The sequence below is a fragment of the Streptomyces sp. NPDC001889 genome (assembly GCF_053594535.1).
In genome coordinates this window covers 145,378-158,027 of record NZ_JBSFER010000025.1, presented here as the reverse complement: position 1 = coordinate 158,027, position 12,650 = coordinate 145,378, and the positions used below count along the sequence as shown (strand labels likewise).

Annotated in this window: 10 protein-coding genes and 1 rRNA gene; 8 read left to right on the top strand and 3 right to left on the bottom strand. The window is 72.0% G+C overall.

Annotated features, from left to right (window positions below; translation table 11 throughout):
• Positions 1 to 67, top strand: a 5S ribosomal RNA gene (rrf, locus tag ACWCRA_RS27850); the annotation flags it as partial.
• Positions 68 to 576: 509 nt separating this feature from the next.
• On the opposite strand, the gene ACWCRA_RS27845 is transcribed toward rrf, so the two are convergent.
• Positions 577 to 1,800 carry a DUF7544 domain-containing protein gene (locus ACWCRA_RS27845; protein WP_451068888.1) on the bottom strand — a complete coding sequence of 408 codons (1,224 nt, stop codon included), beginning with the start codon at positions 1,798 to 1,800 and terminating at the stop codon, positions 577 to 579.
• Between the two features lie 181 nt (positions 1,801 to 1,981).
• Between ACWCRA_RS27845 and mtnA the strand changes: the two genes are divergently transcribed.
• The 7 genes from mtnA to ACWCRA_RS27810 all read left to right on the top strand — a co-directional run bounded on the left by mtnA (position 1,982) and on the right by ACWCRA_RS27810 (position 10,504).
• Entirely contained in the window at positions 1,982 to 3,112 is a 1,131-nt protein-coding gene (gene mtnA, locus ACWCRA_RS27840; protein ID WP_451068887.1) for an S-methyl-5-thioribose-1-phosphate isomerase, read from the top strand.
• Positions 3,113 to 3,116: 4 nt separating this feature from the next.
• Positions 3,117 to 3,806 (top strand): two-component system response regulator MtrA, encoded by a 690-nt coding sequence (mtrA, locus tag ACWCRA_RS27835; protein WP_187438793.1) that lies wholly within the window; start codon positions 3,117 to 3,119, stop codon positions 3,804 to 3,806.
• 1 nt (position 3,807) lies between these two features.
• Positions 3,808 to 5,805 (top strand): MtrAB system histidine kinase MtrB, encoded by a 1,998-nt coding sequence (mtrB, locus tag ACWCRA_RS27830; protein WP_451068886.1) that lies wholly within the window; start codon positions 3,808 to 3,810, stop codon positions 5,803 to 5,805.
• Entirely contained in the window at positions 5,795 to 7,639 is a 1,845-nt protein-coding gene (locus ACWCRA_RS27825; RefSeq protein ID WP_351550941.1) for an LpqB family beta-propeller domain-containing protein, read from the top strand. The genes mtrB and ACWCRA_RS27825 overlap by 11 nt, the downstream gene beginning before the upstream one ends.
• A gap of 102 nt (positions 7,640 to 7,741) precedes the next feature.
• Positions 7,742 to 8,509, top strand: coding sequence for a ComF family protein (locus ACWCRA_RS27820; protein ID WP_451068885.1), 768 nt, complete (start codon positions 7,742 to 7,744; stop codon positions 8,507 to 8,509).
• A gap of 340 nt (positions 8,510 to 8,849) precedes the next feature.
• The gene (hpf, locus tag ACWCRA_RS27815; protein ID WP_351550935.1) at positions 8,850 to 9,539 is read left to right on the top strand and encodes a ribosome hibernation-promoting factor, HPF/YfiA family; all 690 of its coding nucleotides are present in this window, start codon (positions 8,850 to 8,852) and stop codon (positions 9,537 to 9,539) included.
• A gap of 209 nt (positions 9,540 to 9,748) precedes the next feature.
• Positions 9,749 to 10,504 carry a response regulator transcription factor gene (locus ACWCRA_RS27810; protein ID WP_351550933.1) on the top strand — a complete coding sequence of 252 codons (756 nt, stop codon included), beginning with the start codon at positions 9,749 to 9,751 and terminating at the stop codon, positions 10,502 to 10,504.
• A 146-nt stretch (positions 10,505 to 10,650) separates the two neighbouring features.
• Here ACWCRA_RS27810 and ACWCRA_RS27805 read toward each other — a convergent pair whose 3' ends face one another.
• Positions 10,651 to 11,814, bottom strand: coding sequence for a winged helix-turn-helix domain-containing protein (locus tag ACWCRA_RS27805; RefSeq protein ID WP_351550930.1), 1,164 nt, complete (start codon positions 11,812 to 11,814; stop codon positions 10,651 to 10,653).
• A 55-nt stretch (positions 11,815 to 11,869) separates the two neighbouring features.
• Positions 11,870 to 12,496, bottom strand: a complete 627-nt coding sequence (locus ACWCRA_RS27800; protein WP_351550927.1) for a GNAT family N-acetyltransferase — start codon at positions 12,494 to 12,496, stop codon at positions 11,870 to 11,872.
• Positions 12,497 to 12,650 lie beyond the last annotated feature (154 nt).

The following is a 12,650-nucleotide window of genomic DNA, read 5'->3' as shown; positions in this document are numbered from 1 at the left end:
AGCTAAGCCTTTCAGCGCCGATGGTACTGCAGGGGGGACCCTGTGGGAGAGTAGGACGCCGCCGAACAATTTTTAGCCTCAGTCCCCTGGATCTTTATGGTCCGGGGGGCTGAGGCATTTCTGCGTTCAGGACCTTTTTCCGGAAGCTGTGCTGATCCGTCTCGGGTGCCGGCTCCAGCGGGGCGCGGGCGTTGGCCATGGCGGCCGGTCCCAGCGGACCGTACGAGCGGGTGGTGAGCCGTACGACGTGGCAGGTCGCTCTGTGCGTGGAGTGGGCCGGGAGGTGGTGGGCCGTCATCACAGGGCGGTGAGCGGGCCTAGGGCGAACCGTCCGGTGAGTCCACCGGGGTGGTGACGAGGGGGGGTGTGCCGGGGATGATTCCCGGCCCACCGCCAGGAGCGGCTGTACGCGCTCTGGAGGAGGCTCGGGGCGCTCTCGGGTGCCCGGGGCCGGGGCAGCTTGTGCCGGGCTGTCTCACGGGTGCGGGCTGCGGGGGTGCGCGGCGTGCCGACCAGGGCGTCATCGCCTGTGCTGATCAGCGATCGGGCCGTCGCACCCCCGTGGTGAACCCGGAGTCAGTTCCCGGGCCCGCTGCCGGGGTCGCCGGTGTAGCCGGGGATGCCGGCAGCGCGGGCGAGTTCGAGGTCGAGTGCCTCGCGGCGGATGCGCTGGTCGATGTAGAGGAGGACGCTCACACCCGCGGAGACCGGGTAGGTGAGGGAGGCGGCGATCACCGAGCCGATGGATGTGGTGATCAGGAAGGGCCAGCCGAAGTCGGGCGTACGGCCGGAGAGGAGATCGCCGAAGCCGCTGCCGTCCACGATGAAGCCGATCACCGTGAACGGAACCGCGATGATCATCGAGACGAGCAGGGTGATCACCAGGGTCAGCAGGAAGATGCCGAAAACCCGCCACCAGGTGCCCTGGACGAGCTTGGCCGAGCGGCGCAGGGACGCGATGATCCCCTGGCGCTCCAGCATCAGAGCGGGCGAGGCCAGCGAGAACCGGATCATGAGCCAGAGGACGAGCGGAATGGCCGCCAGTGTCCCCAGGGCGAGCAGTGTCTCCCCGGCCGTGCCGCCCAGGACCAGGCCGGGCAGCATGGCCGCTCCTCCGATCGCCACGACCATCAGCGGGAGCAGCAGGGTGAGGCTGAAGAGCTGGAGCAGCCGGGGGCGGGCCTCGCGCCATGCCCCGGCGAGGGTCACCGGCTGTCCCAGCACGGAGCGGCTGACCACGACGGTGAGCAGCGCCGTGATGAAGAGCGTGGCGATCAGGGTGATGAGCATCGTCGGGATCAGCTCGACGAGGCCGGCCTGCGTCGCGTCCACGGTCTGCCGCATGTACTCCGCGGAGCCGGGGTCGGCGTCGACCGCCACCGGGTCGGGCAGCAGATGGCGTTCGGCCAGCACGCTGGCGATCTGGGCGATCACCGAGACGGTGACCGTGATGCCGAGCACGGTGCGCCAGTGGGCGCGCAGGGTGGACACGGCGCCGTCGAGTATCTCCCCGACGCCGAGCGGGCGCAGCGGGATGACACCGGGTCTGGCGGCGGGCGGCTGACCCCAGTTGCCCTGCGGCGGGCCGCCGCCCCAGCCGTGCGGCGGCGGCGGTGGCTGCGGTGGTCCGTACTGGCCCGGGCCGGAGGGCGCGGACCACTGGCTCGGGGGCGGCTGGTTGCTGGACCACTTCGAGGCGGTGCCGGTCCCGTCGGAGGGCTCGGCGGGACGGGGCACGTCCGCGTTCCGGCCGTCGGAGTGAGCGGACCCGGGCGAGGCCCAGCCCGGAGTGTCGTTCACAGTCGTCCACCTCATGAATCGGTTGTGAGGTCGGTTCGGAGAACCGACATGTGCACAGGGGCCGTCCGTGTGTCAGTTCGGCAGGCTGGCAGCCATCGTGCCACGCGGGGCCGGTCGGCGGGTGGGGCCGGTATCTCCTTCGTGCCTTCAATGTCGGTGGCTCACCAGGCAGACTGGGCCAATGGCTGATCAGTACGCGCACAACACGGCCCGCGACGAGCCGCCCACGATGCCGGTGCTGCGCTGGGAGGAGCCTCCCGACGGGCCGGTCCTGGTGCTTCTCGACCAGACCAGGCTCCCCGCCGAGGAGACCGAACTGGTCTGCACGGACGTTCCCGCGCTGGTGCGGGCGATCCGGACGCTCGCCGTGCGCGGCGCGCCGCTGCTGGGCATCGCGGGCGCCTACGGGGTGGCTCTCGCGGCGGCACGGGGCTATGACGTGGAGGAGGCCGCGGTACAGCTGGCGGGTTCGCGGCCCACCGCGGTGAACCTGGGGTACGGGGTGCGGCTGGCGGCGGAGGCGTACCGGGCCGCGGCGGGGCAGGGGCCCGAGCGGGCCGCCCGGGCGGCGCTCGCGGCGGCGGTGGAGCTGCACCGGCAGGACGCGGTGGCCAGCTCCCGGATGGCCGGCCACGGGCTCGCGCTCCTCGACGAGCTGCTGCCCGGCGGCGGTCACCGCATCCTCACCCACTGCAACACCGGGGCGCTGGTGTCGGGCGGGGAGGGCACGGCGTTCGCGGTGGCGCTGAGCGCCCACCGCGCCGGGCGGCTGCGGAGGCTCTGGGTGGACGAGACCCGTCCGCTGCTCCAGGGCGCGCGGCTGACGGCTTTCGAGGCGGCGCGCAACGGTCTCCCGTACACCCTGCTCACCGACAACGCGGCGGGCTCGCTGTTCGCGGCGGGGAAGGTCGACGCGGTGCTCATCGGCGCGGACCGGATCGCGGCCGACGGTTCCGTCGCGAACAAGGTGGGGAGCTATCCGCTGGCGGTGCTGGCGAAGTACCACCATGTGCCGTTCATCGTGGTCGCGCCCACGACGACGATCGACGGGGACACCCCCGACGGCGCGTCGATCCAGGTCGAGCAGCGGCCGGCCCACGAGGTGACGGAGCTGCCCGCGCCCCAGCGGCCGGCGGCCGGGGGAGGGCTGCCGCTGGCGCCGCTGGGCACCCAGGCGTACAACCCCGCCTTCGATGTCACACCACCGGAACTGATCACGGCGATCGTGACCGAGACGGGCACGTTGTCGCCGGTCACCGGGGACGGAATAGCGGCGCTGTGTGCCAGGTCACGCCAGGTCACGATTAGCTAATGGGATGATGTCGATTATGAAGGGACGAGTCCTTGTCGTCGACGACGACACCGCACTGGCCGAGATGCTCGGGATTGTGCTGCGTGGTGAAGGTTTCGAGCCGTCGTTCGTAGCGGACGGTGACAAGGCACTTGCCGCTTTCCGTGAGGCCAAGCCGGATCTTGTGCTGCTGGACCTGATGCTGCCCGGACGGGACGGCATCGAGGTCTGCCGGCTGATCCGGGCCGAGTCCGGTGTGCCGATCGTGATGCTCACTGCGAAAAGCGACACCGTGGACGTGGTCGTGGGCCTGGAGTCAGGGGCCGACGACTACATTGTCAAACCGTTCAAGCCGAAGGAACTGGTCGCCCGTATCCGGGCGCGATTGAGGAGGTCGGAGGAGCCGGCGCCGGAGCAGCTGGCCATCGGGGATCTGGTCATTGACGTGGCCGGTCACTCGGTGAAGCGGGAGGGGCAGTCCATCGCGCTGACCCCGCTTGAGTTCGATCTGCTGGTGGCCCTCGCACGCAAGCCGTGGCAGGTGTTCACCCGTGAGGTGCTGCTGGAGCAGGTGTGGGGGTATCGCCACGCCGCTGACACCCGGCTGGTGAATGTTCATGTCCAGCGGCTGCGGTCCAAGGTCGAGAAGGACCCGGAGCGGCCGGAGATCGTGGTGACCGTCCGTGGTGTCGGTTACAAGGCCGGGCCGAGCTGACATGTCCCAGGGCAGCACTGCTCCGAAGCCCGGGAATCCGGGAGTCCGTACGGGGCGGGCTGCCGGACCGGGTCATGGGCCGTCGGGAGCCGGCCGTCCGCCGCGGGGCGGGCGGCCGGGCCGCGACGGGGAGTCCGGGCGTCCGCTGGTCCGGCTCGTGATGCGCTGGCTGCGCCGTCCGCTGCTGCCCGCTGTGCGGCTGTGGCGGCGGAACATCCAGCTCAAGGTCGTGGTCACCACACTGCTGATGTCACTGGGTGTGGTGGTGCTCCTCGGTTTCGTCGTCATCGGCCAGGTGCGCAACGGACTCCTCGACGCCAAGTCGCAGGCGGCCCAGAGCCAGGCGGCCGGTGGTTTCGCCGTCGCGCGGGAGCGCGCCAACGAGCCGGCCGATCCCGGTGGGCGCGGCGGCACCGACGACGGCCGGGCCGCGAACAGCTCCTGGCGGTCGGATCTGGTGGAGCAGCTCGCCAGCGGCGGCCAGGGCGCCTTCAACGTGGTGGCGCTGAGCGCCGACTCCGAGGGCGGGGGACCCAACCGCGGGCCGCGGACCTCGGGAAGCGTCAATGTGGCGTCCATACCGGAGGATCTGCGGGCGACCGTGGGGCAGGGGACCGGCACCTTCGAGACGTACACCCAGATCGTGTACAAGAACGGCGAGCACGAGCCGGAGCCCGGGCTGGTCGTCGGCACCCGGCTCAACGACATCGACGGCAACCCCTATGAGCTGTACTACCTCTTCCCGCTGGCGCAGGAGGAGCAGTCCCTCGGTCTCGTCAGGGGGACGCTCGCCACGGCCGGGCTGTTCGTGACGGTGCTGCTGGGGGCCATCGCCTGGCTGGTGGTGCGGCAGACCGTGACACCCGTGCGGATGGCCGCCGGGATCGCCGAGCGGCTCTCCGCCGGCCGCCTCCAGGAGCGGATGAAGGTCACCGGCGAGGACGACATCGCCCGCCTCGGCGAGGCCTTCAACAAGATGGCGCAGAACCTTCAGCTGAAGATCCAGCAGCTGGAGGAGCTGTCGCGGATGCAGCGCCGCTTCGTCTCGGATGTCTCGCACGAGCTGCGGACCCCGCTGACGACGGTCCGGATGGCGGCCGATGTCATCCATGAGGCACGTGTCGACTTCGACCCGGTGACGGCGCGCTCGGCCGAGCTGCTCGGGGACCAGCTCGACCGCTTCGAATCGCTGCTCTCCGATCTGCTGGAGATCAGCCGCTTCGACGCGGGTGCGGCGGCGCTGGAGGCCGAGCCGATAGATCTGCGGGAGGTTGTGCGCAGGGTGATCGGCGGTGCCGAACCGCTCGCCGAGCGCAAGGGCAGCCGGGTGCGGGTGATCGGCGACGAGCAGCCCGTGGTGGCGGAGGCCGACGCCCGCCGGGTCGAGCGCGTGCTGCGGAACCTGGTGGTCAACGCCGTCGAGCACGGCGAGGGCAGGGACGTGGTGGTGCGCATGGCGGTCGCCGGCGGGGCCGTCGCGGTCGCCGTGCGGGACTACGGCGTGGGCCTGAAGCCGGGTGAGGCGACCCGTGTGTTCAACCGTTTCTGGCGGGCCGACCCGGCCCGGGCGCGGACCACCGGGGGCACCGGTCTCGGCCTCTCCATCGCGGTCGAGGACGCCCGGCTGCACGGCGGCTGGCTCCAGGCGTGGGGTGAGCCCGGCGGGGGTTCCCAGTTCCGGCTGACGCTGCCGCGCACCGCGGACGAGCCGCTGCGGGGCTCGCCGATACCCCTGGAGCCGGAGGACTCCCGGCAGAACCGGGAGCGGGCGGCCGATCCCCCGGCCGGGCAGCAGGCCTCCGGGCACTTGCTGGCGACCGTACCCGTTCAGTCGGTGGCGGCCCGTTCGGCGCTGCCGGTGGCCGCACCTCCTCCGGGGGTCGATCCCACCGCGCTGCCCGGCAGCGGCGCCCGGGTGGTGGCCCGCCCGGCGGAGCGGCACGACGGCTCCGTGACACACACTTCGCCGGACCGGGAGGACCCGAATCGTGGGCGCTGACCATCGCCGCAAGGGCCGCCGGGGGGCGCTGCGCCTCGGCGCGCTGCTCGGCGGCAGCGGAGTGCTGCTGGCCGGGTGCGCCTCGATGCCCAGCAGCGGTGACATCCGTGCCGTCAAGGCGTCCCCCCGCGCCGATTCCCAGGTGCGGGTGGAGGCGGTGCCGCCGCGCAAGGGGGCGCTGCCCAGCGAGGTCGTCACCGGCTTCCTGGAGGCGATCACCAGCGACGACGCCAACTTCGCCACCGCCCGCGCCTATCTGACCCCCGAGATGTCGAAGAAGTGGCGTCCGGAGGCCGGGACGACGGTGCTGGCCGCCGCCCCCGATCAGGGGGAGCCCCGGCCCGGCGGCCGGGACAACCCGGGTGTGGACTATCCGCTGCACGGCCGGCAGATCGCCACGGTGGACGCGCAGCACGCCTATCAGGCGATCACGCCCGCCGACTACCACAAGACGATCCATCTGAGCCGGCACAGCGGGCCCGACGGCAAGCAGTGGCGGATCGACAGCCTGCCGCCGGGGCTGGTGCTGGGCGCCTCCGACTTCCAGCGGAACTACCGGCCGGTCAACAAGTTCTACTTCGCCGCCGGGCGGCCCACCGTGGTCGCCGATCCCATCTTCATCAGACAGCGGATGGACCCCGTCACCCGGATGGACCCCGTCACCCAGTCGGTCAAGGCGCTGCTGGACGGGCCGACGAACTGGCTGGGGCCGGTGGTGGAATCGTCCGTCCCGGCCGGTACGGCGCTGAAGAAGGGCGTCAAGTCCCTCACGTTCGACGACCGGAACACGCTCAAGGTGCCGCTGAACGAGAAGGCGGCGGGCATGGGCCGTACCCAGTGCAACCGGCTGGCCACCCAGATCCTCTTCACGCTCAAGGACCTGTCCTCCACCCGGGTCGACCAGGTGGAGCTCCAGCGCGCCAACGGCACATCGCTCTGCGTCCTGCCCAGTGGCCAGGAGGAGGGGTACGCCCCCGACCAGTCCTCGGCCCGGGCCCGCAACCAGTACTTCGTGGACGAGCGGGACCAGCTGGCCGTGCTGCCGGACGACGCCGAGGACAAGCCGGTGCCCGTGGTGGGGCCGCTGGGCAGCGGGGCGCACCGGATGAGCCAGGTGGCGGTCGCCCGCGACGAGAGCACCGCCGCCGCCGTCTCCAAGGACCACAAGCAGCTGCACGTCGCGTCGATCACCTCCGACGGCGCCGGGGCGGCCCTGGTGGCGCAGAGCAAGGGTGCCCTGCCGCACCAGCGGCTCTCGGCGCCCAGCTGGGACGGGCGCGGCGATCTGTGGATCGCCGACCGGGACCCCGCGCGCCCGGCCCTGCTGCGCTTCGAGGACGGCGGGGGCGAGCCCGAGGAGGTCGGGATCGTCCAGGGCCTCGACGGTGCCCGGGTCGAGTCGCTGCGGCTGTCGGCCGACGCCACCCGGATCGCGCTCCTTCTGACGAAGGACGGGAGGACCACGCTGAAGATCGGCCGGGTGGAGCGCGAGGGGCCGAAGGACGACCAGGTCGTGTCCGTCGCCGAGCTGCGGAACGCGGCGCCTCAGATGGAGACGGTGACGGCGGTGTCCTGGGCGGGTCCCAGCCGTCTCGTGGTGGTCGGCAAGGAGTCCGGCGGCGTGCAGCAGGTGCGGTACATCCAGACCGACGGCTCCAGTTCGCCCGCGTCCGTGGTGCCCGGCCTCAACAGCGTGAGGGCGGTCGCCGCCTCCGACGACGGGAGCCGTCCGCTGGTGGCCCACTCCGGGGGCGACGGCATTGTGCGGCTCCCGGCGGGAGCCAACTGGCAGACGGTCGTCACCAAGGGTTCGGCACCCGTCTACCCGGGCTGATCCGCCCCGGCGCGCCTGGTCCGCCGCCGTCCCGGATTCCGCCGTTCCGGGAGTTTTCCACAGGGGTGGCGGGGGTCCGGGAGCCTTGGCACAGTGGTGGTCATGCGGGGGTGGTGGCAGGAGATCTCCGGCCTGGTGCTGCCGGCCGCGTGTGGTGGGTGCGGTGCCCCGCGCACACCGCTGTGCGACGAGTGCGCGCGGGAGCTGTACGGCTCCGCCGCGCGCCGTGCGAGGCCCGACCCCGAGCCCCCGGGCCTCCCGGAGGTGTACGCGACGGCTCTTTACGGGGACGCGGTACGGGCGGTGCTCATCGCCCACAAGGAGCGGGGGGCGCTGGGTCTCGCCCGGCCCCTGGGGAGAGCGCTCGCGGGCGCGGTGCGGGCCGCCGCGGCGCCGTGTGCCGTCTCGGGGGCGCGGCGCTCCGCCGGGGTCCGCGCCACGGGGGCGCCATGGGCGGGGGAGGCGCCCCTGCTGCTGGTGCCCGTGCCCTCGTCCCGGCGGGCGGTGCGGGCCCGGGGGCACGACGCGGGGCGGCGGGTCGCGCTCGCGGCGGCCCGGGAGCTGCGGCGCACCGGGACACGGGCCTCGGCGCTCCCCGTGCTGCGGCAGCGGCGGGAGATCGCCGACCAGTCGGGCCTGACCGCCCGCGAGAGGGTGGAGAACCTCTCCGGGGCCCTGGAGGCCGTCGCCGGTGCCGGGCGGCTGCTGGAGGGCGGCAGGGCGGTGCTGGTGGACGATCTGATGACGACGGGCGCCTCGCTGGCCGAGGCGGCACGGGCGCTGCGGGACGTGTCCCTCCCCGGGCGCACCCCGGCGACTGCCGCCGTCGTCGCCACGGCACCCCAGATCGCAGAAATAAACCGGAACTGACGGGGCAGGCGCAACGTTGCAGGTAGTAAGAGCCGAAAATGCTCTGAACGGAGGTTGTTGCTGGTAGCGGGTGCCGACATCAGTCCAATCGAGCTATGTTCGGTTGTGAGGGTCCGCGAAAGGGATGCCGTACCTCAGCGAATGCACTGCTGTGCTTCCGGCCAGGGATTCGGGGCAACGGAAAACCCCGAGAGCTGGTGGGGTGGGGATCTTGTCGACTGGGGAGGAGGAGGTGAAAGTCGCCTAGTCCGAGACTCCGGAACATTCACCGGGGTCTGGTGCAAGAGGGAGACGCTCCGCAGCCACCGGCGGGCGGAGCAATCCGGGAACGGAGTTCTGCGTGGACATCGTCGTCAAGGGCCGCAAGACCGAGGTGCCCGAGCGGTTCCGCAAGCACGTGGCCGAGAAGCTGAAGCTGGACAAGATCCAGAAGCTTGACGCCAAGGTGATCAGCCTGGACGTTGAAGTGTCCAAGGAGCTCAACCCGCGGCAGGCCGACCGTTCCGACCGGGTGGAGATCACACTCCACTCCCGGGGTCCGGTGATCCGGGCCGAGGCCGCGGCCGGCGACCCGTACGCAGCGCTCGACCTCGCCACCGGAAAGCTGGAGGCGAGGCTGCGCAAGCAGCACGACAAGCGCTTCACACGCCGCGGCAACGGACGGCTGTCGGCCGCCGAGGTGCCCGATGTGGTCCCCGGTATCGCCGAGTTGGACGCCCAGGGCAAGCCCGCTTCGGAGGACAAGCCCGAAACCATTCCCACCACCAGGATCGGCCCGCTCGAAGTCCAGGGCGAGGGACCACTGGTGGTCCGCGAGAAGGTCCACACGGCCGCCGCGATGACGCTCGACCAGGCGCTCTACGAAATGGAGCTGGTCGGGCACGACTTCTATCTCTTCGTCGACTCCGAGACGAAGCAGCCCAGTGTCGTCTACCGGCGACACGCCTACGACTACGGCGTCATCCACCTGGAGACCGACCCGCTGGCCGGGTCGGAGGCAGGCGGCGCCGGAGGTGCCCTGGGCGGCTGACCCCGCCGCCCCGGCACCCGGGGAAGCAGGACCGGTGGTGCCCCCGGAGCGCCCTGTGCGCCCTCGGGGGCACCACCGTGCGACCCGCGGGATCACCGCTGCGCCGTCCAGGCATGAAAGCATGGACTCTCAGGCCAACCCGTGCCCCGTGCGCAGGTGTTGGCGAACCTGACATGTCCTTCAGGCCACTGCCTTCAGGGGGAGGAACGATGGCGCACAGCTTCGGGCCGGTGCACGACGACACGGCCGACGCCGGGGGCCCGGTCGCCGGCGTCGGCGCGGCCACCACGGGTGGCAGCCGCGCCGAGCCCATCCGGGTGCTGGTCGTGGACGACCACGCCCTCTTCCGGCGGGGACTGGAGATCGTTCTCGCCCAGGAGGAGGACATCCAGGTCGTCGGCGAGGCGGGGGACGGGGCGGAGGCGGTCGACAAGGCCGCGGACCTCCTCCCGGACATCGTGCTGATGGATGTGCGCATGCCCCGGCGCGGCGGTATCGAGGCATGCACGTCGATCAAGGAGGTGGCCCCCAGTGCGAAGATCATCATGCTGACGATCAGCGACGAGGAGGCCGATCTCTACGACGCGATCAAGGCGGGTGCCACCGGGTACCTCCTCAAGGAGATCTCCACCGACGAGGTCGCCACGGCGATCCGGGCGGTCGCCGACGGCCAGTCGCAGATCAGCCCTTCCATGGCGTCCAAGCTGCTCACCGAATTCAAATCGATGATCCAGCGCACCGACGAGCGCCGTCTCGTGCCCGCGCCCCGGCTCACCGACCGGGAGCTGGAGGTGCTGAAACTGGTCGCCACGGGAATGAACAACCGGGATATCGCCAAGGAGCTGTTCATCTCCGAGAACACGGTGAAGAACCACGTCCGCAACATCCTGGAGAAGCTCCAGCTCCACTCCAGAATGGAGGCCGTGGTCTACGCGATGCGGGAGAAGATCCTGGAAATCCGCTGACCCGGCCGTGCTTCCGGCCCGGGCGGCGAGGCCCGGCCCGGCCGCCGCTGGTCCGCCCGCGGCCCCGTCCGTCCCTCCGCCCCGTCCGTCCCCCTCGCCCGGTCCCTCCGCCCGCCCGGGCGCCGCCCGAGCGGGGCCGGCGGCGCTCAGCCCAGAGCCGAGACCAGACCGGCGGCCAGCTCGGGCTGGTCCACGCGCTCCACCCGGACCGTGTCGCAGCCCACCCACCCGGCCGCCTCCCGCAGCGCCTGCGCCATGGGCTCCACGGCCTTCGGCGTGTCCAGCGACACATGGCGGGCCACCAGCGTCGTGCCCTCGCGCGCCGGATCGACCCGGCCCAGCAGCCGGCCGCCCGAGAGCAGGGGCATCGCGAAGTATCCGTACACCCGCTTCGGCTTGGGGACATAGGCCTCCAGCCGGTGGGTGAACCCGAAGATCCGCTCGGTCCTGGCCCGCTCCCAGATCAGCGAGTCGAAGGGGGAGAGCAGCGTCGTGCGGTGACGCCCGCGCGGCATGGTCGACAGCGCCCACGGGTCCGCCCAGGCGGGCTTGGACCAGCCCTCGACCCTCACCGGCACCAGACCGGAGTCGGCGACCACCGCGTCGAACTCCTCGCCCCTGAGCCGGTGGTAGTCGGCGATGTCCGACCGGGTGCCCACCCCCAGGGCCTGCCCGGCCAGCCGGACCAGCCGGCGCAGGCACTCGGCGTCGTCCGGTTCGTCGCCGAGCAGACCGGCGGGGATCGCCCGCTCCGCCAGGTCGTACACCCTCTTCCAGCCGCGCCGCTCCGTGCACACCACCTCGCCGTACATCAGCGCCCGCTCGACGGCGACCTTGGAGGCCGACCAGTCCCACCACTCGCCGCCGTTCTTCGCGCCGCCCAGCTCCGTCGCGGTGAGCGGGCCCTCCGTGCGGAGCTGCCGGATCACCGTGTCGTACACGCCGTCCGGGAGGTCGTGGTGCCACTGCGGGCGGGCGCGGTAGGCGCGCCGGCGGAACGCGAAGTGCGGCCACTCCTCGACGGGCAGGACGCAGGCCGCGTGGGACCAGTACTCGAAGCTGTGGCCCTCGGTCCAGTACGCGTCCTCGACGGTCCGGCGGCCGACGGCGCCCAGCCGGGCGTAGGGGATCAGCTCGTGGGAGCGGGCCAGGACGGAGATCGTGTCCAGCTGGACGGCGCCCAGGTGCCGCAGCACTCCGCGGACCCCGGCCCGCCGGTCGGGCGTGCCCAGGAGCCCCTGGGAGCGCAGCGCTATCCGGCGGGCCTCGTCGGCGGAGAGTTCGGCAACGGGAGGAGGCAGCGTCGTCATGGTCCGCACGATAGACGGCGGCACCGACAGCCCGTGCCCGCCCCCCGGGTCCTCCTCACTCACCCTCCGCCCCGGCCCGCGGGCCCGGGCGGCTCTGGGTGCCGGGCCGCGGGTGGGCGGGGAGATAGGCGTAACGGCTGGTCAGGCCCAGATCCGAGGGGAGGAGCGAGCCCACCCAGATGTCACGGAGCGTGTCCTTGTTCAGCAGGCCGGCCCGCAGCTCGCCCTCGACGGTGAAGCCCGCCCTCTCGGCGACCGCGCGCGAAGCCGTGTTGCCGACCTCGGCCCGCCACTCCAGCCGGGTGGCGCCGAGCCGGGTGAAGAGCAGATGCGCCACCGCGCGCACACTCTCCGTCATGACGCCGCGCCCCCGGTGCTCCTTCGCCGTCCAGAATCCGATCTCCCAGGTGCCCGAGTACGTGCGCAGGGTCACTCCGACCGAGCCCATCAGCGGGCCGCCCGCCCGGGGCAGCACGGCGAAGGTGCACATGGTCCCGGCCTCCCAGCCCTCCGGGACCAGCTTCCGGGTGAACTCCTCCGCGTGCCGGAGTCCGTACGGCGAGGGGACCGTCGTCCAGCGCTGGATGTCGGGGTCCTGACACGCCTGATGGACCGCTTCCGTGTCACTGTCGGTGAAGGTGCGCAGCAGCAGGCGCTCGGTGGTGAGGGTGATCGGCTCCATGACCGGATTCTCCGGTCACCGGGGGAGCGGTGCGAGCACTTTTCCTCTCCGTCCGCGGCACCTTCCACGGCTCCCGCGCGTTCTCAGAGCGGGTGACAGCGGGCCTGCCGGACCGCGCACCTCCCGACCCAGCGGGGTCCTCGCTTACGATGGC

Bases quoted from the DNA above. Each gene is read 5' to 3' on its own strand.
- mtnA (WP_451068887.1), top strand. From the start codon at position 1,982: ATGGCTGATCAGTACGCGCACAACACGGCCCGCGACGAGCCGCCCACG.
- mtrA (WP_187438793.1), top strand. From the start codon at position 3,117: ATGATGTCGATTATGAAGGGACGAGTCCTTGTCGTCGACGACGACACC.
- mtrB (WP_451068886.1), top strand. From the start codon at position 3,808: ATGTCCCAGGGCAGCACTGCTCCGAAGCCCGGGAATCCGGGAGTCCGT.
- ACWCRA_RS27820 (WP_451068885.1), top strand. From the start codon at position 7,742: ATGCGGGGGTGGTGGCAGGAGATCTCCGGCCTGGTGCTGCCGGCCGCG.
- ACWCRA_RS27810 (WP_351550933.1), top strand. From the start codon at position 9,749: ATGGCGCACAGCTTCGGGCCGGTGCACGACGACACGGCCGACGCCGGG.
- ACWCRA_RS27805 (WP_351550930.1), bottom strand. From the start codon at position 11,814: ATGACGACGCTGCCTCCTCCCGTTGCCGAACTCTCCGCCGACGAGGCC.
- ACWCRA_RS27800 (WP_351550927.1), bottom strand. From the start codon at position 12,496: ATGGAGCCGATCACCCTCACCACCGAGCGCCTGCTGCTGCGCACCTTC.